Origin of the sequence: Pelagibius sp., from assembly GCF_965227505.1 — a bacterium.
In the GTDB taxonomy this organism is placed as follows: domain Bacteria; phylum Pseudomonadota; class Alphaproteobacteria; order Kiloniellales; family Kiloniellaceae; genus Pelagibius.
On sequence record NZ_OZ245757.1, the window covers coordinates 3578530 to 3601456 of the forward strand.

Annotated in this window: 22 protein-coding genes; 15 read left to right on the top strand and 7 right to left on the bottom strand. The window is 67.6% G+C overall.

Going from position 1 to position 22927, the window contains the following annotated elements; genetic code table 11:
* Positions 1 to 26: 26 nt before the first annotated feature.
* From ACO06P_RS16865 to ACO06P_RS16875, 3 genes are all read left to right on the top strand, one after another.
* Entirely contained in the window at positions 27 to 284 is a 258-nt protein-coding gene (locus ACO06P_RS16865; protein ID WP_420346389.1) for a hypothetical protein, read from the top strand.
* A gap of 224 nt (positions 285 to 508) precedes the next feature.
* On the top strand, positions 509 to 658 hold the full coding sequence (locus ACO06P_RS16870) for a hypothetical protein (RefSeq protein ID WP_420346390.1): 150 nt from the start codon (positions 509 to 511) through the stop codon (positions 656 to 658).
* Positions 659 to 775: 117 nt separating this feature from the next.
* Positions 776 to 1201 carry a hypothetical protein gene (locus tag ACO06P_RS16875; RefSeq protein ID WP_420346391.1) on the top strand — a complete coding sequence of 142 codons (426 nt, stop codon included), beginning with the start codon at positions 776 to 778 and terminating at the stop codon, positions 1199 to 1201.
* Positions 1202 to 1215: 14 nt separating this feature from the next.
* Here ACO06P_RS16875 and ACO06P_RS16880 read toward each other — a convergent pair whose 3' ends face one another.
* The 4 genes from ACO06P_RS16880 to ACO06P_RS16895 all read right to left on the bottom strand — a co-directional run bounded on the left by ACO06P_RS16880 (position 1216) and on the right by ACO06P_RS16895 (position 4530).
* The gene (locus tag ACO06P_RS16880; RefSeq protein ID WP_420349656.1) at positions 1216 to 2304 is read right to left on the bottom strand and encodes a CobW family GTP-binding protein; all 1089 of its coding nucleotides are present in this window, start codon (positions 2302 to 2304) and stop codon (positions 1216 to 1218) included.
* A 23-nt stretch (positions 2305 to 2327) separates the two neighbouring features.
* Positions 2328 to 3410: a COX15/CtaA family protein gene (locus ACO06P_RS16885; protein WP_420346392.1), complete on the bottom strand. Its 1083-nt coding sequence runs from the start codon at positions 3408 to 3410 to the stop codon at positions 2328 to 2330.
* A gap of 232 nt (positions 3411 to 3642) precedes the next feature.
* On the bottom strand, positions 3643 to 3906 hold the full coding sequence (locus tag ACO06P_RS16890) for an usg protein (protein ID WP_420346393.1): 264 nt from the start codon (positions 3904 to 3906) through the stop codon (positions 3643 to 3645).
* 219 nt (positions 3907 to 4125) lie between these two features.
* Positions 4126 to 4530 (bottom strand): tellurite resistance TerB family protein, encoded by a 405-nt coding sequence (locus ACO06P_RS16895; protein WP_420346394.1) that lies wholly within the window; start codon positions 4528 to 4530, stop codon positions 4126 to 4128.
* 186 nt (positions 4531 to 4716) lie between these two features.
* Here ACO06P_RS16895 and ACO06P_RS16900 point away from each other — a divergent pair, with 186 nt between their 5' ends.
* Together ACO06P_RS16900 and ACO06P_RS16905 are read left to right on the top strand one after the other, a co-directional pair.
* Entirely contained in the window at positions 4717 to 5691 is a 975-nt protein-coding gene (locus tag ACO06P_RS16900) for an AEC family transporter (RefSeq protein ID WP_420346395.1), read from the top strand.
* Between the two features lie 83 nt (positions 5692 to 5774).
* Positions 5775 to 6314 carry a PAS domain-containing protein gene (locus ACO06P_RS16905; RefSeq protein ID WP_420346396.1) on the top strand — a complete coding sequence of 180 codons (540 nt, stop codon included), beginning with the start codon at positions 5775 to 5777 and terminating at the stop codon, positions 6312 to 6314.
* An 18-nt stretch (positions 6315 to 6332) separates the two neighbouring features.
* Here ACO06P_RS16905 and ACO06P_RS16910 read toward each other — a convergent pair whose 3' ends face one another.
* Entirely contained in the window at positions 6333 to 9185 is a 2853-nt protein-coding gene (locus tag ACO06P_RS16910) for an ATP-dependent DNA helicase (protein ID WP_420346397.1), read from the bottom strand.
* A 167-nt stretch (positions 9186 to 9352) separates the two neighbouring features.
* On the opposite strand from ACO06P_RS16910, the gene ACO06P_RS16915 reads away from it, so the two are divergent.
* The 6 genes from ACO06P_RS16915 (at position 9353) to ACO06P_RS16940 (ending at position 14028) form a co-directional block, all read left to right on the top strand.
* Positions 9353 to 9916 (top strand): RNA polymerase sigma factor, encoded by a 564-nt coding sequence (locus tag ACO06P_RS16915; protein WP_420346398.1) that lies wholly within the window; start codon positions 9353 to 9355, stop codon positions 9914 to 9916.
* A gap of 231 nt (positions 9917 to 10147) precedes the next feature.
* Positions 10148 to 10576, top strand: a complete 429-nt coding sequence (locus ACO06P_RS16920; protein WP_420346399.1) for a hypothetical protein — start codon at positions 10148 to 10150, stop codon at positions 10574 to 10576.
* An 8-nt stretch (positions 10577 to 10584) separates the two neighbouring features.
* On the top strand, positions 10585 to 11073 hold the full coding sequence (locus tag ACO06P_RS16925) for a periplasmic heavy metal sensor (protein WP_420346400.1): 489 nt from the start codon (positions 10585 to 10587) through the stop codon (positions 11071 to 11073).
* Between the two features lie 87 nt (positions 11074 to 11160).
* Positions 11161 to 12744: a lysine--tRNA ligase gene (locus ACO06P_RS16930; RefSeq protein ID WP_420346401.1), complete on the top strand. Its 1584-nt coding sequence runs from the start codon at positions 11161 to 11163 to the stop codon at positions 12742 to 12744.
* A 172-nt stretch (positions 12745 to 12916) separates the two neighbouring features.
* Positions 12917 to 13345 (top strand): hypothetical protein, encoded by a 429-nt coding sequence (locus ACO06P_RS16935; RefSeq protein WP_420346402.1) that lies wholly within the window; start codon positions 12917 to 12919, stop codon positions 13343 to 13345.
* Between the two features lie 98 nt (positions 13346 to 13443).
* Positions 13444 to 14028, top strand: coding sequence for a hypothetical protein (locus tag ACO06P_RS16940; protein WP_420346403.1), 585 nt, complete (start codon positions 13444 to 13446; stop codon positions 14026 to 14028).
* A 228-nt stretch (positions 14029 to 14256) separates the two neighbouring features.
* Here ACO06P_RS16940 and ACO06P_RS16945 read toward each other — a convergent pair whose 3' ends face one another.
* Positions 14257 to 15195: a LysR family transcriptional regulator gene (locus ACO06P_RS16945; RefSeq protein ID WP_420346404.1), complete on the bottom strand. Its 939-nt coding sequence runs from the start codon at positions 15193 to 15195 to the stop codon at positions 14257 to 14259.
* A 151-nt stretch (positions 15196 to 15346) separates the two neighbouring features.
* Between ACO06P_RS16945 and ACO06P_RS16950 the strand changes: the two genes are divergently transcribed.
* The 4 genes from ACO06P_RS16950 to ACO06P_RS16965 all read left to right on the top strand — a co-directional run bounded on the left by ACO06P_RS16950 (position 15347) and on the right by ACO06P_RS16965 (position 21358).
* Positions 15347 to 18979: an ABC transporter ATP-binding protein gene (locus tag ACO06P_RS16950; RefSeq protein WP_420346405.1), complete on the top strand. Its 3633-nt coding sequence runs from the start codon at positions 15347 to 15349 to the stop codon at positions 18977 to 18979.
* A 103-nt stretch (positions 18980 to 19082) separates the two neighbouring features.
* Positions 19083 to 19664, top strand: a complete 582-nt coding sequence (locus ACO06P_RS16955; protein WP_420346406.1) for a bifunctional transcriptional activator/DNA repair enzyme AdaA — start codon at positions 19083 to 19085, stop codon at positions 19662 to 19664.
* A 50-nt stretch (positions 19665 to 19714) separates the two neighbouring features.
* Positions 19715 to 20485: an isocitrate lyase/PEP mutase family protein gene (locus ACO06P_RS16960; protein WP_420346407.1), complete on the top strand. Its 771-nt coding sequence runs from the start codon at positions 19715 to 19717 to the stop codon at positions 20483 to 20485.
* Positions 20486 to 20629: 144 nt separating this feature from the next.
* Complete coding sequence (locus tag ACO06P_RS16965) at positions 20630 to 21358, top strand: hypothetical protein (protein ID WP_420346408.1); 729 nt, start codon at positions 20630 to 20632, stop codon at positions 21356 to 21358.
* A gap of 34 nt (positions 21359 to 21392) precedes the next feature.
* Here ACO06P_RS16965 and ACO06P_RS16970 read toward each other — a convergent pair whose 3' ends face one another.
* Positions 21393 to 22820 (bottom strand): S8 family serine peptidase, encoded by a 1428-nt coding sequence (locus ACO06P_RS16970; RefSeq protein WP_420346409.1) that lies wholly within the window; start codon positions 22818 to 22820, stop codon positions 21393 to 21395.
* Positions 22821 to 22927 lie beyond the last annotated feature (107 nt).

Sequence of the window (22927 nt, forward strand, 5' to 3'; positions counted from 1 at the left end):
ACGGTTCGAGAAAAGGAGACCCGACGGTGTCCAAAACCCCAAGCCTTGTCCTTGCCGCCCTTCTGGCCGCATCGGCACTCACCCCGTCCCTGGCCTCCGCCATCGACAAAGGCCCCTGTGATCACTGCACCATGGAGCCCATCGTGGTTAAGGGCGAGCGCCCCGCAAAGGAAGAGGACAAAAGCCAGGAGCCGAACCAGGAAATCCGGGTCGAGCAGCCGGATTTGAAAAACGGTTACTCCCCGCAATTCTACTTCCAAACACGGTCGAACACGAGCAAGTAGCTGCCCTCCCCCTGTCGGGCTGCCATTCTTGGTGGTTCCGAATTCGGGGGGCCGATCCCTGCTATTCACCGGCGTATCGTGGCGTGCCGGTGGACCGGCAGGAACGGTAGCTATCGAACCCTGCGAAGGTTCCTGCTAGCCTGACCGCACCGCAAGCAACCGGGATTTCTCCTTTGCCGCCATCGCCAAGACTTCCCGCCCGCTCCAGTTGGACCGCCCTCTCGTTGGTTTTCTTCGGCGGCCTGCTTCTGGCCGGATGCAGCACGGCGCAGATCGGTCGCGCCCTGGGTGCATTCTGCCACTCCGCCGACACCTGCACGGCGCACAACGCCGACGGCACCCCGGTCAGCGGACGCTGGTACAACCCCTACTGACAGCGCCGGGCGGAGCCTCCGTCCTTCGGCTAACTCCCTAAAATTCCAGCTTTCATCTTTCCTCAAGGTTCGGCTGATAGTCGATATGACTAGGATCAGTCGGGAGATCATTCCCAGATGATGGGTGCCGCCAAACTCGCAGCTACGCTGGCGTTGCTCGCCGTGCTCGCCGTGCCGGAGGTCTCCGGCGCGGCGGCGACGGCCGGCCGGCCTTCGGCACGGACCGGTGAGGTGACTCAGATCGACGCCGACTCCTTCCAGAAGATGCTGGAGGAGGTGAGCGCCCTTGAGGGCGCCGTTGCAGCCGAGGACGGCGGCATTACCCGTGTCGAGATCGCGACCGACGGCAAGGTCTGGTTCTTCACGCAGCCTGGCCACGCCGCTCATCCCGCCGTCGTCTCGGTACAGATCCTGCGCGAGGAGGGGGTGCCCCACATCCAGACCGACGGCTGGCGCGGCGGCAACCGCATGGCCTTCGACGAGTGGTTCACGGCATTCGTGCGGCGCAACGCCCACCTCGCCCGCAAGTGGCGCGAAGAGTAGCGCGGGGCCGTTCTTTAGAGGGGCGCGGCAGAGTCCTCGTTGAAGGCCCGCAGCGTATGCTCGAACAGCTCCTGCTTCAGGTCGCGCACGATGAAGACCAGGCGCGAGTCCCGTGAGTCGTCGGGCCAGGCCTCCAGACGCACCGGCGGGTGGAAGACGTGCTGCACGCCGTGGATCACGATGGGCTGCTTGACCTCCGCAACATTCAAGAGCCCCTTGATGCGCAGGATGTTGGTTCCGTAAAGCGTGATCAGCATCTCGATCCAGGAGTTGAAACGGTCCCAGTCCAGCGGCCTGTCGTAGGTCAGGCAGAAGGCCCGGATCGAGGCGTCGTGGCGGTTCACGTCGTGCCCATGGTTATGGTCATGCCCATGGTGAGCATGGTCGTGTTCGTAGGCCTCGGCCTTCAGCCAGGCCCGCACGTCGGCGGTCTTCTTTTCGGGGTCGTAGAGCCCGGCATTGAACAGCAGGTCCGGCGACACCGCGCCCTGGACGCTCGGATAGATCGGCGCTGCGGGGTTCAACTGGCGCAGGCGTTCTTCCAGCGCCTTGCAGGCATTCTCATCGGCGATGTCGCTCTTGGTCAGCAGAATGCGGTCCGCCACAGCCGCCTGCTTCACCGATTCCATCTGGCTGTCCAGCGTCGCCGAGCCGTTGACCGCGTCCACCGTGGTGATGACACCATCCAGACGAAAACGGTTGGAAAGCAGCGGGTCGGTCATCAGGGTCTGCAGGATCGGCGCCGGGTCGGCCAAGCCCGTGGTTTCGATCACCAGGCGTTTGAAGGGCGGCACTTCGCGGTTTACCCGCCGCCTGAAGAGATCGCGCATGCCGGCGACGAGGTCGCCGCGCACCGTGCAGCAGAGACAGCCGCTGTTGAGCAGCACCGTGTCCTCGGTCGCCTGTTCGACCAGCAGGTGGTCCAGGCCGATCTCTCCGAACTCGTTGACGATGACGGCGGTCTCCTCCATCGCCGGGTGGGCTAGCAGATGGCGCAGCAGCGTGGTCTTGCCGCTGCCGAGGAAACCCGTGAGCACCGAAACGGCCAGCGGTTCTTCCGGGATGTCCAGTTCGTCCTGCGCGGCTTTGGGTGCGTCGTTCATGGGCTGACCATTGGGTTCCGCCATCACGCTCTGGCGGCCTTTCGGCGCGCCCGCAGATGATAGAGACACCAGAGCGCGGCGGTGAGCACCAGGATAGCGCCGGCCTGATGCAGGGCCGCCGCCCAGATCGGCACCACCAGCAGCAGGGTGACGATGCCGAGCGCGAGCTGAAGCAGCGCCACGATGGCGAGAAGCGCGAAGCCGCCTTGGGCCGCAGGAGCCAGATCCAGGCGCAGCGACCACAGCCAGATCGCAAGACAGGCCAACACCGTGGCGACAGCGAGCAGGCGGTGGTTGAACTGCACGGCAGCGTGGTTTTCGAAGAGGTTCAGCGGCCAGGGTGCGAGCATCCCATAGCCGGCCGGCACCAGATCGCCGTCCATCAGGGGAAAGGTGTTATAGACCAGACCCGCGTTCAGGCCGGCGACGAAGCCGCCGGAGAGGATGGTGACTGCGACCAGGGCCAGCAGGGCGAAGGCGCCGCGGCGCAGCCCGGCGGCGCCCGGGTCGCGGCTGCGCTCCGGCCGCGGCCAGAACTGGCCGAGCGCCAGCCAGAACAGATAGGCGTAGATCGCCAGTGCCAGACCCAGGTGGGCCACCAGGCGGTACTGGCTGACATCCGTGCGGTCGCCGAAGCCGCTGGCCACCATGAACCAGCCGAGCAGGCCCTGAAGGCCGCCCAGGGCAAGCGCGATCAGCAGCAGCATCGTCATGCGCCGGTCGAGCCGTCCTCGCCACCAGAACCAGAGGAAGGGCAGCGCGAAGACGACGCCGATCAGCCGGCCCCAGAGCCTGTGGATGTACTCCCACCAGAAAATGGTCTTGAACTCGGCCAGGCTCATACCGGCATTAATCTGCTGATACTCGGGGATCTGCCGGTAGAGATCGAAGAGGCGCTGCCACTCGCCAGTGCTCAGCGGCGGGAGCGCGCCGCTGATCGGCGCCCACTCCATGATGGACAGGCCGGACTCGGTGAGGCGGGTGATGGCGCCGATCACCGCCATGGCGAAGATCATGGCGCAGCAGCCGAGCAGCCAGATCCCCACCGCACGGTCGGTCGAAGCCGTGCGGGGAGCGGCGAAGCTGACGGGCGTCGTGGTTGTCATTGGCGCTAACCTAGTGGCCCCGGGCCCTTGCGCCAAGACCGGGAAAGCTTTCGCGGAGAGAGCCGTGGCGGCGCGCGACCTTCTGTCGCGCCGCTGCGCGGTCAAAGCCTGCAGACGTTGCAGGGCCGGCGCTCCAGGGCGCTGGATCTTGGGGGAGCTACGCCGTCGTGGACCTGTCCCAGGGGACCTGGCCCAGGGGTTCGGCTGCCGGCGGGCCGGCTCTCGTAGGTCTCTACTGCAGGGTCAGGCAGCAGGCGGCGAAGCGGGTGTCCGGGGCCCGGATGATCGGGATATTGGCGACCTTCACCGAGTGCAGCGGGCCGTCCAGATTTTTTTCCCAGAAGGCCAGGAACTTATGCAGTTCCGGGTAGTTCGGCGCCAGGTCGTATTCCTGCCAGATATAGGTCTGCAGCAGAGCCGGGTGATCCGGCAAGTGGTAGAGAATCTCGGCCGTCGTCAGCCGATAGTCGTTCATCTGCAGCGCAAGATCGCTCATCTTCCCTCCTATCTCACCGTCCCTTGGGACCCGATAGGGATCAAGCTTGCCCACCTGTCATTGAAATCTCAACAAAATAACGTTAAGAAAACAATAACTTAGCAGCCTCTCGTGAGGAGTGCTGCTATGTCGTTTGCAGGAGGGCAAGCCCCGGCGCCGGCCGGGGGCGGCCGCTGGGCAGACGGGTGGGATCGGCGAAGAGGGGAAGAGCGGCGGGCGCTACAGCCGCATGTTGCGGGCGCGGGTGCCGCGCTCGATGGCGGCGGCGGGCAGGCGGCCCACCTGCAGACGGTGGCGCAGCATCTCCAGCAGCCGCAGCTCCTCCTGGGTCACCGCGCTGTCGGCGGCGGCCACGTCCAGGGCGATCGCGTAGGCGGTCTCGGAGAGCTTGCCCGGCAGGTGCCCGGTGATGAAACCCAGAACCGCCTCCAGGCCGTTCTCCTGGCCCAGCATCTCGGCGCAGGCCTGGGCGGCCTTCGGCAGCTCATTCAGATCATAGTCTGCGAAGACCGGCAGGTGCTTTACCGTGTCGCCGATGGTCAGCAACTCAGAGTCGGTCATATCCCGGTCGGCGGCGGAAACGAGAACCATGGTGTAGACGAGGGCCGTGTGATGATCGGACATTGCGCTTCGCTTTTTGCTCTCTGCTGTGCGGAACCTGGATGACGGCGTTGTGAGGCGGAACGGACTTTCTCTGGCGAACCGAACCCGGCTCCGGCGAACCGGCCCTGGCGGCGGCGAAGACTAGTCAGGCGGCAGCGGCGAGGTCAAGCCTGCAACGTCTGCGGGGCAGACAGGCGGTTTTAGCGCTTGGCAAGCCCCAGGTGCGGCGGCAAGGTCCGCGCCATGGGGCCCATCCTGAACGTTGTCTTCCCGGTCTTCGGTATCATGCTTGCCGGCTATCTGGCCGGGCGCTTCCGCATTCTCGGGAACGAGAGCAGCGAGGCGCTGAACCGCTTCGTCTACTACATCGCCCTGCCGGCCCTGTTCTTCATCTCCATGGCCAGGGTTTCCCTCGATCAGGTCTTCAACCTGCCGTTCCTGGCGGCCTACGGCGGCGGCGTGGCCTTCACCTTCGTGCTGGCCTTTGTCGTCGCACGCTTTGCTTTTCCCAACCGCCTGGGCGCCCTGGGGCTCGGCGGCCTCTCCGCCATCTTCTCGAACACAGGCTACATGGGCATTCCGCTTCTGATGCTGGCCTTCGGCGAAGCGGGCATGCTGCCGGCCATCATCACCACCATTCTGAACGGCGCAGTGATCATGGCCCTCGGCATCGCGCTGCTGGAACTGGACGTGCACCAGGGCAAGGGGGCGGTGACGGTGCTGCGCGGCGTGCTCGGCGGAATCCTGCGCTCGCCGCTGGCGATCTCCGCCGTGCTCGGCCTCGGCGCCTCCGCCCTCGGGTTGCCGATCCCCCAGGCGCTGGCCACCTTCTGCGACATCCTGGGCGCCGCCGCCGGCCCCTGCGCACTCTTCGCCATCGGCCTCTTCATGGTGGGCAAGTCCTTCACCGCCGGGATGACGGAGGTCGGCTGGCTGGTGCTGCTGAAACTGGCGGTGCAGCCCCTGGTGACCTGGTGGCTCGCCTTCCAGGTCTTCACCATGGACCCGATCTGGGCGGCGGGTGCCCTTATCCAGTCGGCCCTGCCCACCGGCGCCCTGGTCTTCGTCCTCGCCCAGCAGTACGGCATCTACATCCAGCGCTCCACGGCGGTCATCATGATCTCCACTGTCGTCTCGCTGGCGACGCTTTCGGCGCTCTTCGTCTACCTGGGGATCGGCTGAGCGGGACTGCTCGGACCCTGCGCAAAGAAGGGTATGCGAACGCCGTGCTTGTGCGGCGAGGCGCAGGGTTCGACAATCGAGCCATGACGGAAGTCCTGAAGGATATCCGCGCGGCCGAGTTGGATCTGGAGACCGGCCTGGCACTCTATCCGGATTTGGTTCAGGCGCTGGCTTATTGGCGCGGCAAGTGCGGGGCGCGCTTTGCGCCAGCGCGCGAGGACATCGACCCGACCGAGATCGCCGCACTGCTGCCGCGGGTGATGCTGGCCGATGTCGTGACGGCGGACGACGGCGGTCTCGACTTCCTCTACCGCCTGAGCGGCACCGGCATCTGCGATGTCCACGGCTACAACCTGACCAGCCTGCATCCGCGTGACCTCAGTCCGCCGGCCTATGGGCAGATGGTCCATGAGCACTACTGCGCCGCGGTGGAAGGCCGCGGCCCTCTGGCGCATGTACTGGCGCTGCAGACCAACATCAAGCAGCGTTCCTACGCGCGCATCATTCTGCCGCTCTCCGCCGACGGCGAGAGCGTCACCATGCTGATGATGGTGGACAGCGCGAAGCAGAACGCCCTGCACGAGTTCCTGGAGGTGATCAGGGTCTACGGCAAGCCGGTGTGATTGCCCTGGCCGGGCGCGTCAGCGGCCGAGGAAGTCCTTCACGCCGGCCACGGCGTCTGCAAGCCCGACGCGTTCGGCGGTCACCGTCTCCGGAAAGGCGTTCAGGAGGCGCGAGGGCAGCGGATCCAACAGCACGAAGACGCCGCGGTCGTCGGCGCGGCGGATCAGGCGCCCGAAGGCCTGGCGCAGTTTCAGGCGCGTGAGCTGTTCGTCGTAGGCGCGTCCGCCGAAGACGGCGCGGCGGGCCTTGTGGATGATGTCCGGCCGGGGCCAGGGCACGCGGTCGAAGGCGATGAGCCGCAGCGAGCGGCCGGGCACGTCGACGCCGTCGCGCACCGCATCGGTGCCGAGCAGGCAGGAGTCCTCCTCGGCGCGGAAGATGTCGACCAGGGTTCCCGTGTCCAGGCCGTCGACGTGCTGGCTGTAAAGCGGCAGGCCCGCCTCGGCCAGCGCGGGGGCGAGGCGCTTCTGCACCGCGCGCAGGCGCGCGATGGCGGTGAAGAGGCCCAGCGCGCCGCCGCCGGCGGCGAGAAAGAGCGCGCGGTAGGCGGCGGCCAACTGGCCCAGGTCGCCGCGCTTCAGGTCGTGGACGATGAAAACGCGGGTCTGGCGGGCGTAGTCGAAGGGCGAGGGCAGGCTGACGCGGGAGACCCGGGCGGCCATGTGGGCGATGCCCAGGCGGGCATCGGCGGCACGCCAGACCGGCGGTTCCTCGGCGCTGCCGGTTGCGGCCTTGTTGCTGCTTGGTTCGGCGAAGCTCTGGTCGGCCAGGGTGGCGGAGGTGATGAGCAGGCCGTGGGCGGAGCGGCCCAGACTTTCGGCAAGGGGGCGGCTGGGGTCGATCCAGTGGCGGTAGAGGCCGATGTCGAGGGTGCGCCCGTCGATGCGCTCGATGGCCAGCCAGTCGCAGAACTCCGGCGGCGTGTCCTCGGCCAGTGCGCGCAGCATGTCGCGCCAGGCGGCCAGGGGCAGCAGGGCGCGGCTCTCCAGCCCGCGGGCCGCGGCTTCGATGCGGCGCCGGCTGTCGCTGTCCAACGTTTCGGCCTCGTCGTCCAGGCGCGCCAGCAGGAGGCGGCGCAGCTCCTTCAGCGGCGCGACAAGGTCGCCCAAATCGGCAGCGAGGGTCTCGGCGGCGGTCAGCAGGCCTTCGAGAGGCGGCTGGGCCGGGGCTTCCAGGCTGTAGGGCTGGTCCTGGCCGCCGGCGCGGGCGAGGACCTGCTGCGCGGCCACGGCCAGGAAGGCCTCGCAGGTGCCCTGCGCACGCTGCTCCTCCACTCTTTGCCGCCAGCCTTCCCCGGCCAGCACCTTCGCGGCGCCAAGCGCCCGCTCCAGGGCGTTCAGGGCCGCCTCGTCGGCGCCCAGCAGATCCTCCAGGCGGCGGCGCAGGCCGCGCATGCGGCTGGCCCCGCCGGCGCCCCTGCGCCCGCCCTCGGCCCCCAGCAGCCAGCGGCGCAGTTCGCGCGCCTCCAGGCCGCTCAGGTGGGCGGCAAAGGCGCTGTCCGCCGCCTCGAAGAGGTGATGGCCCTCGTCGAAGACGTAGCGGCTGGGCAGCTGTCCGTCGTCGCCGCCGCCCATGGCCGCCTGGATCATCACCAGCGCATGGTTGGCGATGACGATGTCGGCCTGGCGGGCGCTGCGCACCGAACGCTCGATGAAGCATTTCTTGTAGTGCTGGCAGGCGGAATAGATGCACTCGCCGCGGCGGTCGGCGAGCCCCAGAGTGCGCGCCGGCCCGAAGAGATCGACGAACCAGCCGGGGAAGTCGCCGCCCACCATGTCGCCGTTGCGCGTCCGCAGCGCCCAGCGTGCCATGAGGCCGAGAGCCACCGCATCCTGCGGACGGGCGGGAAGCTGGCCCACCGCCTCGGCGAGGTTCAGGAGGCAGAGATAGTTTTCCCGCCCCTTGCGGATGACCACCTTGGCAGCTTTCTCGCGCGGCTCCGGATAGAGCGCTGCCAGTTCTTCGTCCACCTGGCCCTGCAGGTTGCGGGTGTAGGTGGAGATCCAGGCGGCGGCATCGTTGCGCTCGGCCCAGAGGCTGGCCGGCGCCAGATAGCCCAGGGTCTTGCCGGTGCCGGTCCCGGCCTCGGCCAGCACCACCTCGGGCGCGTCCTCGGTCGCGCGGGGCGCAAAGGCGGCGCTGACCGCGGCGGCGTAGTCGGCCTGCTGCGGGCGCGGCTCGGCCTCCGCCGCGGTCATCTGGCCCAGGACCTCGGCAAGGCGGGCGCGGCTTTCCTCCGGCAGCACCGGCCGGCTGCCCGGCGCACCGCGCGGCGCCCGTTCCTCCCAGTCCGGCAGGCGCTCCCAGACCCGCAGCCCCAGAGAGCGCCGCGGCAGGGTGCTGCCGCCCTCGCCATAGCCCAGCGCGGCGATGACGAAGGGTCCCCAGGGCCAGCCGGCCTGGGCCATGGTCCAGGCGATGCCCGCTGCGTCGCGATCGCCCCCGGAAGAGGAGGTCCCGCGCGCCGCCAGTTCCTGCAGCAGGGTGGCGGCGGCCTGCGGCAGCAGCGCCGCGGCCGCCTCCGGCTCGCTTGGCTTCGGGAACCCCAGCACGGCGGCCAGGCCGTAGGGACTGGGCGGGCAGAAGCTGGCCGGCCGCACGAAGGCATAGAGCTCCAGCAGGTCGAAGGCGGGAAAGGGATCGCAGCCCAGGCGCCGCGCCAGCCCCGGCCCATGGCAGACGATTGGAGGCTCGCTGCGGGCGCGCAGCGCCGCCTCGGCGACCGAAAGGCTCAGAACCTCCCCGTCCCGGTCGATCCAGACCACGCGGCCGGGCGCGCCCAGCAGAACCGGCGCCGCCGGCAGCCTCAGCGGCGCCGGAGCGGGTGCCGAATCGGCCTTTGCCTGGGATGGAACGGAGGGGGAACCCATGCGCCGGACTATAGCCGCCGCCGGGCGGCGGCGCCATGCGCAGCTTGGTGTTCCGCCGCTCTCACCGTCCCGTCCTTACCACGATGCCATGCCGGGGGCCTTGCGCTATGCTGGGGCCATGGTGAGGGACCGACCGGGGCCGCGTGGGGGCGGCCGAGCACAACTGCGTGGCTGACGGGGAGGCGGATCTTTCCGCCCTGCTGGCGGGGGACAAGCAAGCCTGGGACCGCTTTGTGGAGCGCCACGCGGGGGTGATCTTCGCCGCCGTGCGCCGGCGCCTGATCGCCGCCGGGCGCAATGCCGACGCGGAAGACGTGGTGCAGGACGTTTTCCTGCGTCTCTGCCGCAACGACTTTGCCCTGCTGCGGCGCTACGATGCCGGCCGTGCCAGGATGACGACCTGGCTGACGGTGGTGGCGAACTCGGCGGCCATCGACCATCTGCGCCGGCTGAAGCGCCGGACGGAAGACCTGGAGGCCCAGCCGGAGGCGGTGCTGTCGGTGGACCCGGTGCTGCCGGAGCGGGTGAAGATCCCCGAGGGCGTGATTTCGCCCCGCCAGGCCCTGGTTCTCGAACTGCTTTATCGACGCGATATGACCCCGGCGGAGGCCGGCGCGGTGATGGGCGTGGACCCGCAGACCGTGCGCTCCATGCACCACAAGGCATTGGTGAAGCTGCGGGCACATTTTCAGGCGGAAATCGACCTGGCGGAGGGGCGCAACGGGGGATAACGGCCTGTGATTGCCCGTATAACGGACATGGGTCAGGGGTGTGACCTGTAAGGGGAAGAAAAGACTGAAACCATGACGGATGAAAGAACGAAGAACGGCCCAACAATTGAGGGCGCGACGAAAGAGGGCGCCACGCTCTGGCGAAAAGCCCGCGAATCCTGGTCGGCAGCGGGTTCTGCAGCGGACTCTGGGGATGACCCCGGTTCGACAGAGTTTCCGGAACCCGATCCCATGCTGCTGGCCGCTTATCTGGACGGCCGGCTGAACGGGCCGGAGGCCGAAGCCCTGGAAGCCCGGCTGATGGCGGAGTCGGCGCTGCTCGACCAACTGCTCGATCTGCGCCAGGCCTTGGCGGAGAGCCCAGGGGCGTCACCCGAATCGGCGCCGGCCTCCATGGTCGCCCGCGCCAAGGCCCTGCGCGCGTCCGCCCAAAGCGAAATCGGGGCCGAACGCAAAAGCGCGGCTCCACCATGGTACGGCGTCTTCGCCGGCTGGCTGCGCCCGGCGGTGCCGGCCTTTGCCGTGCTCACGGTGGTTCTGGCCTGTGCCGGCGCCTTTGAACTGGGCCGCTACCAGTCCGAGCGCATCCTGCTGCAGGAGGCCAGCGCCCTGGCCGATCAGCGGGGTCCCGGCCCCCTCACCTTCGATGACTTCATCTAGGGGCTGTCATGGGCAAGGTGATGGGCAAGAAACCTCTGTGGTTCCTGTTGGCCGCCTCGGTGGCTGTGAACCTCTTCTTCCTGGCCGGGCTGGTCTATCCACAGCTGATGGGCGCGCCTGAGCCCTCCGATACCGCCGCGGCGGACCCGGTGGCGGCTGTGGCAGAGGACCTGGAGCTCTCTGCGGCGCAGGTCGCCGGCCTCGAAGCTTTGCGCCAGCGCACCGCCGAGCGGCGCGAGGCTACCGGCGGCACCAGCGGCAGCTTTCGCGCCCTTCTGCTGACGGAACTGGCCAAGCCGGCTTTCGACCGGGGTGGCCTGATGCAGCAGATGGAGGAGCGCCGGGCGCGCATGGGCACGGTGGTGCTGGACACCACCGAAGACCTCCACGGCTATCTCGCCACGCTCTCGCCGGAGCAGAAGGCGGCCTTTCTCGAGCGTGCCCGGGACCGGGAGTTCCTGCGCAACCTGCTCTGGCCGCCGCGGGAGCAGCGTTGACGCCCGCCTGAGCCAAGCCTAGGTTCCGGAGCGAAAGGCGCTTGCCGCGGCAGCGCTGTCCGGCGTTCAGGTTAGACGAGACATCTCATGGCAAACGAGCGGGAACTGGCCGAGGGCGCGCGCGCCTGGCCCTTCGAAGAGGCACGGCGGGTGGTGAAGCGCCTGGGCGGCAAGACGCCCGAAAAGGGCTATGCCCTCTTCGAGACCGGCTACGGCCCCTCGGGCCTGCCCCACATCGGCACCTTCGGCGAGGTGGCGCGCACCACCATGGTGCGCCAGGCCTTTCAGCGCCTGAGCGACATCCCGACCAAGCTGTTCTGCTTCTCCGACGACATGGACGGCCTGCGCAAGGTGCCGGACAACATCCCCAACAAGGAGATGGTGGCCGAGCATCTGGGCAAGCGCCTGACGCAGATCCCCGATCCCTTCGGCACGCACGAAAGCTTCGGGCACCACAACAACGCGCGCCTCCGTGGCTTCCTCGATGCCTTCGGCTTCGATTACGACTTTCAGTCCTCGACCGAGTTCTACACCTCCGGCCGCTTCGACGCGGCGCTGCTGCAGGTGCTGCGCCACTACGACAAGGTGAAGAACGTGGTGCTGCCGACCCTGGGGCCGGAGCGGCGCGAAACCTACAGCCCCTTCCTGCCGGTCTGCGCCAGGACCGGACGCGTGCTGCAGGTGCCGGTCCTGGAGACCGACCCGGAGGCCGGCACCATCGTCTACCAGGATGAAGACGGCAGCAGGGTGGAGACGCCGGTGACCGGCGGGCACTGCAAGCTGCAATGGAAGGCCGACTGGGCGATGCGCTGGTACGCGCTGGACGTCGATTACGAGATGTCCGGCAAGGACCTGATCGACTCGGTGAAGCTGGGCGGCCAGATCTGCCGCATCCTCGGCGCCCGCCCGCCGGAGGGCTTCACCTACGAGCTGTTCCTGGACGAGGAGGCGAAGAAGATCTCCAAGTCCAAGGGCAACGGCCTCTCCGCCGAGGAGTGGCTGACCTACGGCCCGCAGGAATCGCTTTCGCTGTTCATGTTCCAGAAGCCGCGGGCGGCCAAGCGGCTGTACTTCGACGTCATTCCGCGCGCGGTCGACGACTACCTCTCGCACCTGCAGGCCTACAACGGCCAGGACGAGAAGCGCCTGGAAAACCCCGTCTGGCACATCCACAACGGCCAGCCGCCGCTGCCGGGCACCAAGCTCAGCTTCGCCATGCTGCTGAACCTGGCCAGCGTCTGCAACACCGAGGACCCGGCGGTGCTCTGGGGCTTCATCTCCCGCTACGCGCCGGAGGCCTCGCCCGAGAGCGATGCCTTCCTCGACCATCTGGTCGGCTTTGCGCTGCGCTACTACAAGGACTTCGTGAAGCCCTCCAAGCGCTACCGCGCGCCCGACGAGAAGGAGCGCAAGGTCCTGGCCGACCTGGCCGGGCGGCTGCGCGCATTGCCGGATGATGCGGACGGCGAGACCATCCAGGCCGAGGTCTATGCCGTCGGCAAGGCGCACGGCTTCGAGAATCTGCGCGACTGGTTCAAGGCGCTCTACGAGATCCTGCTGGGCCAGGACCAGGGCCCGCGCATGGGCTCCTTCATGGCGCTCTACGGCCTGCCGGAAAGCCTGGCCCTCATCGACCAGGCGCTGGAAGGTCAGAGCCTGACGGGGTCGTAGAGCGGATCGCGTGTCGCTACGCAATCGCACCCTTCGAGACGCTTGCTGCGCAAGCTCCTCAGGGTGAGGAGAGAGTAGCGGCGGACAGAGTGTCAGCCTCATCCTGAGGAGCCGCGCCAGCGGCGTCTCGAAGGATGGGTAGCAGGACTCGTTTTCTGAGAGGAGGTTCGCGGTGAGCGAAACCTGGGACTACCAGATCCGCATCACGCTCGACGATGCCTTTGCGCCCGTGGCGCGGCGCGATCCCGACGACCCGGCGCTGGCGCCGCTCGCCGCGGTCCTGCGCAAGCACGATGCCAGGCTTAGCTGCCAGTTCGATGCCTTCGCGGGCTACGTCGCCGAAGCCGAGGCGAAGGGCACGGAGAACTATCCGCTCTATGCCTGGACCAAGGCGACCATCGAGAATCCGGCCAAGGAAGCCAAGTACATCAAGTCCTTCACGCTCTACGTCGGCGGAGCGGAGGTCTACGCCCGCGACCTGGCCGAGGCTTTGGAAGCCGACCTGCAGCCGCTCGTCGGCGGCGCCATCGTCACCCATCTCTCCAAGCACGACACCAACCCCGCCAACAACCCCCAGCCACCCAAACGCTATCGGCAGTAGGTGGAGTCAGCAGGCTGCAATCCAAGGGTTCCCCAGTGCAACGCCGAACGCACCGTAACCTTATAGCTGTTTCGGTTGTCGGTAGCGCCCTGCTATGGGTGCACACGCTTACCCAGGGATACTTCGCAGACCCAGCGCTGCTCGGCCACTTCTCGCCCTTTGTGACTCTTCCGGTTTCCGTTGTTTGCCTGAGCCTTCTCGTTTTTTACGTTGCAAGGCTGGCTTTTGGGCCAAGGGACCGACGCGTTCTATCTCTTGCTGCCGTCGCGGTCTTCGGGCTCTTCCTACACCCCTTCACTCCGGGGCTCCCGAAAAGCTTCGATGCCTTTGCGTTCCGGATGAACCAATTTCATCAAAGTGACTATGATCAGCTGTTGCAGGACGCACAGCAGCAGCTTGCACGTCTCGAACTCGACGAACTGACGCCTGACACGCAGTTGGATGATCAGCAAGAAGACCTCTATCGGTCGTGGGTGAATACGCATCCGATTCTCGCAGTCGGACAGCGGTCTCCGACGATCTCGGCGACCAAGGACTATGTATCGGTTTATTGGGGCGGCGGACTTGCAGGGTCCTATTGGATCGTGGTTTGCAGGGACGCCCGCGAGCGCCTGTGTTCTCAAGAACCGCTGGGGCAGGTTCGACATCTCTATGAGAGGGTGCGTCTCCAACACCTGACGTGAATAGTTGATCTTCGTGCGCGAACCGACTGGTGCTCACCCGGTCTCTTCACTGGCAGAGACGTGAGCCGAGGTGTTCTGTCGGCTGCAAGTCGGCTTCCAATTGCACGGCCATCACCCTCGGACTTGGTCCGAGGGTCCATCGATCCGCAGCACGGGAGAAGATCGGCGGATCAAGGTGTCTGACAAAGTCATGGATGCTCGGGTCAAGCCCAAGCATGACCGGATCGGCTAGTCGCCGGCCTCGGCCTGTCGCGCCAAAGGCACCACTGTGGAGTCTTCCAGGTCCCCCTCAATCTCTTTGCGGCAGTCCGCGAAGAGGCGGGCGAGGGCGTCCATGACGATGCGGATGCGCGGGACGTTGCGCAGGTCGGCGTGGACCAGCAGCCAGTGGTCGACGCGGGCCGCGTCCAGGATCGGCGTCAGCCGGGTGAGGGCAGGGTCGGCATCGCCCAGGAAGCAGGGCAGGACGCCGATGCCGTTGCCGCCGCGGATGGCGTTGGCCAGCACGATGCCGTTGTTGGTGCGCACCGCCGGGCGCCGCTCACCCAGGAAGTCCGCCTGCCAGGTCTGGCCGGGCATGTAGATGTGCTCGCTGTCGAAGCCGACCCAGGGCAGACTGCGCAGGGTCTCCTCGCTGCCGTCGGCCTGCCGCGCGAAGTCCGCCGTCCCGTAAACCGCATAGGCGAAGGTGGCGAGCTTGCGCCCGACGATGCTGGCGAGGTCGGGCGCGTGGAAGCGGATCAGCAGGTCGGCTTCGCGCTTGGAGAGGTTGGCCGAGATGTGGGTCACCGAGATCTCGAACTCGATGCACTGATGATTCTCCCGCAGCGACCGCAGGTGGCGGGTCACGAAGGCGGCCATGGTCTCGTCGACCGAGATGCGCACGGTGCCGAGGTGGGAGCCCGACAGCCCCGCCGCCCGGCGGTCGATGGACTGGGAGGCGCGCTCCATCTCCTTGGCGTCGTGCAGCAGTTCGAGGGCGGTTTCCGTCGGCTGAAAGCGGTCCGGCAGCCGGTCGAACAGCTTGGCGCCGACCGCGTCCTCCAGCGCCTTGATGCGCCGGGCGACGGTGGGATGGCTGACCTGCAGGCGCTTGGCGGCCGCCGTCAGGCTGCCTTCCTCGGCCAGGGCCACGAAGACCCGGAGGTTGTCCCAATCGCCGATCATGCCTGGTGAGCCTCTTTATCCTTGCGCCGATGTCTGTACAGATATTTACAACGATTCTTCGAATTCGTCTAGAGACGAACGAAAACGTTCTGCCATAGGATGGATTATCCCGCCAATCGGGCCGGCGTAACCGGGCACAGGAGTGAAGTCGATGCATTTGGAACCCCGTCTTTGGGCCTTCACCAAGGGGCTGCGCGGCCGCATCGCCTATGCCGTGGCCATCGGTCTGGTCGCGGTCGGGCTCGGCGTCGCCCGCCTGGCGCTGCTGGGCTGGCTCATCGCCCAGGTCTTCGCCGGGGCCACCCTTACGGATCTGGTGCTGCCGGTGATCGTGGTGGCCGTGGTGATGGTGCTGCGCGGCTGGTTCGAGCAGTGGCGCGCCATGGTCGCCCACGAAACCGCCGCTCGTGTGCAGAAGCGCCTGCGTCGCGCGCTTTTCGAGAAGCTCTGCGATCTGGGGCCGGCCTATGCCGGGGTGCAGCGCTCCGGAGACGTGACCCTCACCATGATCGACGGGGTCGAACAGCTGGAGACCTACTTCGGCAAGTACCTGCCGCAGCTTCTGGTCTCGCTGCTGACACCGGTCCTGATCTTCGTCTTCGTCGCCTTTCTCGACCTGCCGGTCGCCGCCGTTCTGCTGGCCTTCGCGCTGATCGCCCTCTTCGCGCCGGCGGCCTGGCAGAAGCGCGACTGGCGCAACGCCAAGGACCGCCAGAGGGCTTACGGCGATTTCGCGGCCGAGCTGCTGGATTCGATCCAGGGGCTGGCGACCCTGAAGGCCTTCGGCCGTTCGCGCGAGCGCGCCGCAGTGCTGGCGGAAAAGGCGGATTACCTGTTCCGCACCACCATGTGGGTGCTGGGCACCAACACGCTGTCGCGCGGCATCACCGACACTGCCATCGCCGTTGGCGCGGCCGCTGCCCTGGCGCTCGGCGCCTACCGGGTCGAGGCCGGGGCGATGGACCTCGCCGCCCTGCTGATGATCCTGATGATGGGGGTGGAGATCTTCCGGCCCATGCGGGACCTGCGCAGCGTGCTGCATGAAGGCATGGTCGGTCTTTCCTCGGCTCAGGGCCTCTACCGGCTCTTCGATGCCACCGCGCCGGTGGCCGACGCCCCGACCAGGACGGTCGAAACGCTTGCACCGGGCATCGCCTTCGAGGACGTCACCTTCGCCTATCCCGGCTCCCGGCGCGATGTGCATCGCGGCCTCAGCTTTACGGTGAAGCCGGGTGAGCGGGTCGGCGTAGTCGGGCCCTCCGGCGCCGGAAAGTCGTCCATCGTCCGCCTGCTGCTGCGCTTCTTCGATCCGGACGAGGGCCGCGTGCGGATCGGCGGCGAGGATCTGCGCGGCCTGCCCTTCGAGGCCATCCGCAGCCGCATTGCCGTGGTGCAGCAGGACGCCTTTCTGTTTCACGGCACCGTCGGCGAGAACATCCGCCTCGGCCGCCCGGATGCCGATCAGGAGGCTGTCGTCGCGGCTGCCGAGGCGGCCAACATTCACGACTTCATCAGCGCCCTCCCGCAGGGCTACGACACGCCCATCGGCGAGAAGGGGATCAAGCTTTCCGGCGGCCAGCGCCAGCGCGTGGCCATCGCCCGCGCCGTGCTGCGCGACGCGCCGATCCTGGTCCTGGACGAGGCGCTCTCCGCCGTGGACTCCGAGAACGAGGCGGTGATCCAGGACGCGCTGGACCGCCTGATGCGGGGCCGCACCACCCTGGTCCTGGCCCACCGTCTCTCCAGTGTCATCGGCTGCGACCGCATCCTGGTGGTCGACGACGGGCAGGTCGTCGAGGAAGGCGGGCATCAGGCACTGATGGCCCGGGGCGGAATCTACGCGACGCTGATGGCCGAACAGGTACGCGACGCCGGTCAGGTAACGGCGGACCGCGCCCTCGACGAAACGCCGTCCCAGACGCCGCATGGGCAGGCGGCCCCCGCTGCGTCCCCCATGGCCCTCCAGCCGCAGGTCGCGCCGGCGGCGCCGACGGAAGGCATCGTCGCAGCGGAGGGTCTCGGTTGGGCCAGGCTTGTGCGGATTCTCTTCGCCATGATCGCGCCCTGGAAAGGCAAGATGACCGCCACCTTCGTCTTCGGCGTGCTGCGGGTGCTCGCCTTCATCGGTGTCGGCGTCATCTCCGCGCTGATCGTCCTGGCCTTGAAGGAAGGCCGCGATTTCACCGCGCTGCTGCCCTGGCTTTTCATCGCGGCGCCGCTGGCCGGTATTCTGCACTGGGCTGAATCCTGGCTCGCCCATGACGTGGCCTTCCGTCTCCTTGCACAGATGCGCATGGCGCTCTTCGACAAGCTCGACAGGCTGGCCCCCGCCTATCTGGTGCGGCGGCGCACCGGCGACCTGATGGGCATCGCGACCCAGGACGTCGAGCTGGTGGAGTACTTCTTCGCCCATACCGTCGCGCCGGCATTCGTCGCGGTGCTGGTCCCGGCGCTGGTTTTGGGGACTCTGGCCTGGGCCAACCCCTGGCTGGCGGCGGCGCTGCTGCCCTTCCTGCTGGCGGTGGGGCTCAGCCCCTGGCTGATGCGCCGCCGGGTCGACCGGCTCGGCTCGCAGGCGCGCGAGGCGGCGGGCGAACTGGCCGCCCATGCGGTCGACTCCGTTCAGGGTCTGGGTGAGGTCGTCGCCAACCGGCAGGAGCGCAACCGGGCCGCGGAGCTCGACCGGCTGACCGACCGCCACGTCGCGCTGCGCATGCCGTTCTTCCGCGAGCTGACGGCACAGCATTCGCTTCTGGAGGTGCTGACCGGCCTCGGCGGTCTGGCCGTGGTGACGACGGGGGCGTGGCAGGTCTCGGCGGGCAGCGTCGATGCCGGGCTGCTGCCGCTGCTGACCCTGCTGGCGCTGGCCGCCTTTTTGCCGGTCTCCGAGATCGCCCAAATCGGCCGCCAGCTTGCCGATACTCTGGGGGCGACGCGGCGCATCTATGCGGTTGAACGCGAAGTTCCGGTGGTGGACGACGGCCCGGGCACAGCGGCGCGCGAAACGCAAGGCGCCGGTGTCACACTGTCGGTGGAATCCGCCGCCTTCCGCTATCCCGGGACCGCGGGGCGCGCGCTCGCGGATGTCTCCTTCGAAGCGCGGCCGGGCGAGACCGTGGCCCTGGTCGGTCCCTCCGGTGCGGGCAAGACCACCACGGCCCAACTGCTGATGCGCTTCTGGGACCCGGACGGTGGCGTCATCCGGCTGGACGGCCACGACCTGCGCCAATACAGGCTCGACGCGCTGCGCGAACGCGTCGCCCTGGTGGCGCAGGACACCTACCTCTTCAACGACAGCCTGGAGGCCAACATCCGCATCGCGCGCCCGGATGCAAGCCCCGAGGACCTGAAGGCGGCCATCGAACACGCGGCTTTGGGCGAGCTGGTGGAATCGCTGCCGCAGGGCCTGGCCACCCCGGTGGGGGAGCGCGGCGCCAGCCTTTCGGGCGGCCAGCGCCAGCGGGTGGCGATCGCCCGCGCCTTTCTGAAGGACGCGCCGCTGCTGATCCTGGACGAAGCGACGTCCCATCTCGATGCGGTGAACGAGCAGCTCGTGCGCGGCGCCCTCGACCGCCTGCAGCAAGGACGCACGACGGTGGTCATCGCCCACCGCCTCTCCACCGTGCGCAGGGCCGACCGCATTGTCGCGATGGACGCGGGACGCGTGGTGGAGGTCGGGCGCCATGAGGAACTCATGGCCCGCGGGGGCCTCTACGCACGTCTCGTGCGCCGCCAGCAGGGAAGTGCCGGCGGCCCGTCCGCCCGCGCAAGCGCCGCGAGCTGACGGGCGGGATAGTCTCTGGTGCGACAGTCTCTGGCTGGCCGCTTTCGGACCTGATCCTTCGTCACGTCTCGCCGCAGCGCGGGTGACGTGATAGGTCAGGTCCATGCTGGTACCGCCGCTGGATTTCGAAACCTGCAACGCCGCCCGCCTGCGCCGCGACCCGGCCTTCGACGGACTGTTCTTCGTCGCGGTCAGAACCACCATGGTCTACTGCCGTCCGGTCTGCCGGGTGCGCCAGCCGCTCACCCGCAATGTCAGCTTCTACCCTAGCGCCGCCGCTGCAGAGCAGGCCGGCTATCGCCCCTGCCTGCGTTGCCGGCCGGAAACCGCCCCCTTTTCGGCGGCCTGGAGGGGCACCGAAGCGACGGTGGCGCGGGCGCTGCGGCTGATCGAAGAGGGCGCTCTCGATGGCGGCAGTGTCGCCGCGCTCTCCGCCCGCCTCGGCATCGGGCCGCGCCACCTCTCGCGTCTGTTCCGGCGCCATCTCGCCGCCTCGCCGATTCAGGTGGCAAAGACCCTGCGCCTTCAGCGCGCCAAGCGGCTGCTCGACCAGACCGCACTGCCGATGTCCGCGGTGGCGGAACAGGCGGGTTTCGGCAGCCTGCGCCGCTTCAACGCAGCGTTCTCCGATCTCTATGGACGCCCGCCCTCTTCCCTCAGACGGAAGCTGCGGACGGCGGCGTGAACAGGGATCTTCCATAGCCGGACCCAACAGCCATGAAAGGCGAGCAGACAATGACCCAAGCCGAGAAAGCCGAAGCCTTTGCCGAACTGCACCAGCCGGGCCATCCGCTGGTGCTCTACAACATCTGGGATGCCGGTGGCGCCAAGACCGTCGCCGCGGCAGGGGCAAGGGCGGTCGCGACCGGCAGTTGGTCGGTTGCTGCGGCCCAGGGCTATGGCGACGGTCAGGCGATTCCGCTCGACCTGGTGCTCACCATCGTTTCGCGGATCGCCGCGACCGTGGATCTGCCGGTCACGGTGGACTTCGAGGGCGCCTACGCGGAAGCGCCGGCAGAAGCGGCGGCGAACCTGTCCCGCCTGATAGGGGCCGGCGCGATCGGCATCAACTTCGAAGACCAGGTCGTCGGTGGCGAGGGGCTCCACGCGCCGGAGGTCCAGGCGGAGCGGATCGCGGCCCTGCGCGCCGCGGCGGACGCCGCCGGCGTGCCGCTTTTCATCAACGCCAGGACCGACCTCTTCCTGAAGGAGAAGGACCGCAGCCGGCACCCTGCTTTGCTCGAAGAGGCCGCGGCGCGGTCGGCAGCCTACGCGGGGGCCGGGGCCAGCGGCTTCTTCACGCCGGCGCTGGTGGACCCCGTCCTTATCAAAACGCTCTGCGATCGGGCGGCGCTGCCCGTGAACATCATGATGATGGACGGTGCGCCGAGCCTCGCTGACCTTGCGTCGCTGGGGGTTGCGCGCGTCAGCTACGGGCCGGGCCCTTACGTCGAAGCCATGGCAGCCCTCGCCGCACGGTTTCAGGCGGTCACCACCGGTCCCTGACAGGAAGGCCTGCTCCCCCCTTCTCCCAAGGGGTCACAGCTTTGTCGCACCGCTTCCCCGACCGCGCGCCGTAATCGACTTGTAACCCAGCCTGGTGGTACAGTTCAGGGACCGTAGGCATGGCGTTCGAAGGCGGGTTCGGTGATGCTGCAAGGGGCATGGCAAGGCGCTGCGATCTGGCTGGCGCTTGCTGTCCTGGCCGCGTCGCCCGCCGGCGCCGACCCTTATCTGGGATTGTTGAATACGACGGCGGACGCCCTGCGGATAGAGGCCGACCGCCTCCTGATGGAGGAAAACGCGGCAGCGGCTTCCGGCCAAACTGAAGCCCGGCCTCCTGCCGCGCCCGCCGCCGATTTCAGCTACACGCCCGATCCAGACGTGGCGGCGCGGACAAGGACGAAAGCCATCCAGGCGATGCGGCAGGGCGGCAACGCCCCGGCCACATCAGAGGTGGAGCGGGACATCGCAGAAGGCAGGCTCATCGCCGCCTACCGCAGCTTTGCCGAGCGCCACGGCTACCAGTTTCGCAACCTCGCCCACAGCTATGCGGCGCTGATGCTGCGCAGCTGGCAGGTCGCCAATCTGCAGTTCGATGTGACCCCTGCTCAGGAAGCGGGCGCCCGTCTCACTGCGGAAAGTGCAACCACGCGCCTGGCGTCGGCTCTGTCGACATCGGAGGCGCGCCAGGAGTTTGACGAACTGACGATGTACCGCTTCGTCCTGCTGGATCGTCTCGCGCAAACGCTTCAGTCTTCTTCCGTCACCATGCAGCGCCGGTTCAGCGACGGCGTTTACCGCGCGACGCTTGAGAAGATGGGTTTGGACCTGCGTAGGCTCCGTCTGACAGATCGCGGATTTGCCTCGCAGCGCTGAAGCGGTTGCCTGAAGTCTTTCCTTGGCAGAGGTTCTACTCGCAGCGGCCCTGTGGGGTGCGCAGCATGCCCCAGCCGAAGATTTCGTCATATCCCACCGCCCCCAGGTCTTCGGCGCTTTCGGTCAGCAGCTTGCGGGCACGCAAGGGATCGTCGTCGGACAGTCCACGGGCATGCAGCAGGGCTGCAGCGACGAAGGGTACGGCAAAGCTGGTGCCGGTCCAGGAGGCGTAGCCGTCTTGGGCCCCGGCCGACCAGACGTCCACACCTGGGGCCGCCAGTTCGATGTAGTCGCCGCGGTTTGCCTGACGATAGGGGCGCTTGCGCGCATCGATTGCGGTGACCGCCAGGACATCGCCCAAGGCACCGGGAAATGCCGGCTCTGCCAGGGGCCCGCCGTTGCCGGCGGCGGCAACGAAGTTGACGCGCCGCGCCGCGGAGCGGATGCCTTGGGCGAGCACGCGGTTGGCGTTCCCGCTCAGGCTGAGGGCGATCACTTCGGCGCCGGACTGAATGGCCCAGTCCAGGCCGCGCAGGATCGCGACGGCGTCGCTTCGGACTTCGTCGCGGCGCAGATAGAACACGTCCGCGGCCAGAAGCTTTGCGCCCGGGGTCAGTCCGGGGCTGTCCGGCGCCAGCCGGCCGACGAGCAGGGTGGCGATGGCGGTGCCATGCTCCTTCGGGGCCGCTTGACGGTTCCTCGGTAGAAAGCTGCGGGCCGTGATCGCGGCATCGCGGAGTGCCGGATGGCTTGTGTCAATGCCGGTATCGATGATGGCGATCTGCCGGCCGGCCGCGCAGGTCGCAGCGGTAGGCAGTTCCAGCCCGACGAGGCGGGCGCCCCAGCATTCGTCGCCACAGGCCTCTGCGTTGCTGGCGTAGACGTGGTTGAAGTCGAAGAGCGCATCGGGACGGGTGGTCTGGGCGAGCTCGAGGGCTTCTTCCACGTCGAGCCCTTGGGGCACCTCTAAGCTGGAGACGGTGATCCCGAGAGAATCGAGCGGAATCTCGGTTTCGACGCGAAAGCCGACGATGCCCAGTGCCGCGATGTCCAGGGGGTCGAGCCCGACACCGACGATTTCGTTGCTGATGATGTCTTCGCGGTCATCACGGCCATCGCGACCGTTGTCGTCATCCTCTTCATCATCTTCGTCATCATCGTCGTCGTCGTCGTCATCATCGTCATCATCGTCATCATCGTCGTCGTCGTCGTCGTCATCGTCGTCATCATCGTCGTCGTCATCATCATCGTCATCGTCATCGCCGCCGCCGTTATCATTGCCGCCGCCACCGCCACCGCCGCCGCCGCCGCCGCCGCCATTGTCGTTATCGTTGTCATTGTCGTTATCGTTATCGTCGTCGTCATCCGCCTTGGCGACCGACCACAGATAAGCGTCGCCGCCGGACTGGAAGGACACGGCAGAGAAAAAGAACAGGGCCAGCAGCAGGGCCAACAGGCGCATGGGCAGAAATCCTTGAAGACAGCGCTTTCCGAAGGCACAACGTCTCGGGGCAAAAAAAATTCCCTACCCCTTTGGAATATTCACTCTCGCCCGACGTTGTCCAACCG

What these genes read in the sequence shown, in the direction of transcription:
- ACO06P_RS16945 (WP_420346404.1), bottom strand. Translation starts at nt 15,195, where the DNA reads ATGATCGGCGATTGGGACAACCTCCGGGTCTTCGTGGCCCTGGCCGAG.
- ACO06P_RS16930 (WP_420346401.1), top strand. Translation starts at nt 11,161, where the DNA reads ATGGCAAACGAGCGGGAACTGGCCGAGGGCGCGCGCGCCTGGCCCTTC.
- ACO06P_RS16885 (WP_420346392.1), bottom strand. Translation starts at nt 3,410, where the DNA reads ATGACAACCACGACGCCCGTCAGCTTCGCCGCTCCCCGCACGGCTTCG.
- ACO06P_RS16965 (WP_420346408.1), top strand. Translation starts at nt 20,630, where the DNA reads ATGCTGCAAGGGGCATGGCAAGGCGCTGCGATCTGGCTGGCGCTTGCT.
- ACO06P_RS16925 (WP_420346400.1), top strand. Translation starts at nt 10,585, where the DNA reads ATGGGCAAGGTGATGGGCAAGAAACCTCTGTGGTTCCTGTTGGCCGCC.
- ACO06P_RS16875 (WP_420346391.1), top strand. Translation starts at nt 776, where the DNA reads ATGATGGGTGCCGCCAAACTCGCAGCTACGCTGGCGTTGCTCGCCGTG.
- ACO06P_RS16910 (WP_420346397.1), bottom strand. Translation starts at nt 9,185, where the DNA reads ATGGGTTCCCCCTCCGTTCCATCCCAGGCAAAGGCCGATTCGGCACCC.
- ACO06P_RS16920 (WP_420346399.1), top strand. Translation starts at nt 10,148, where the DNA reads ATGCTGCTGGCCGCTTATCTGGACGGCCGGCTGAACGGGCCGGAGGCC.
- ACO06P_RS16890 (WP_420346393.1), bottom strand. Translation starts at nt 3,906, where the DNA reads ATGAGCGATCTTGCGCTGCAGATGAACGACTATCGGCTGACGACGGCC.
- ACO06P_RS16905 (WP_420346396.1), top strand. Translation starts at nt 5,775, where the DNA reads ATGACGGAAGTCCTGAAGGATATCCGCGCGGCCGAGTTGGATCTGGAG.
- ACO06P_RS16880 (WP_420349656.1), bottom strand. Translation starts at nt 2,304, where the DNA reads ATGAACGACGCACCCAAAGCCGCGCAGGACGAACTGGACATCCCGGAA.
- ACO06P_RS16895 (WP_420346394.1), bottom strand. Translation starts at nt 4,530, where the DNA reads ATGTCCGATCATCACACGGCCCTCGTCTACACCATGGTTCTCGTTTCC.
- ACO06P_RS16960 (WP_420346407.1), top strand. Translation starts at nt 19,715, where the DNA reads ATGACCCAAGCCGAGAAAGCCGAAGCCTTTGCCGAACTGCACCAGCCG.
- ACO06P_RS16950 (WP_420346405.1), top strand. Translation starts at nt 15,347, where the DNA reads ATGCATTTGGAACCCCGTCTTTGGGCCTTCACCAAGGGGCTGCGCGGC.
- ACO06P_RS16970 (WP_420346409.1), bottom strand. Translation starts at nt 22,820, where the DNA reads ATGCGCCTGTTGGCCCTGCTGCTGGCCCTGTTCTTTTTCTCTGCCGTG.
- ACO06P_RS16955 (WP_420346406.1), top strand. Translation starts at nt 19,083, where the DNA reads ATGCTGGTACCGCCGCTGGATTTCGAAACCTGCAACGCCGCCCGCCTG.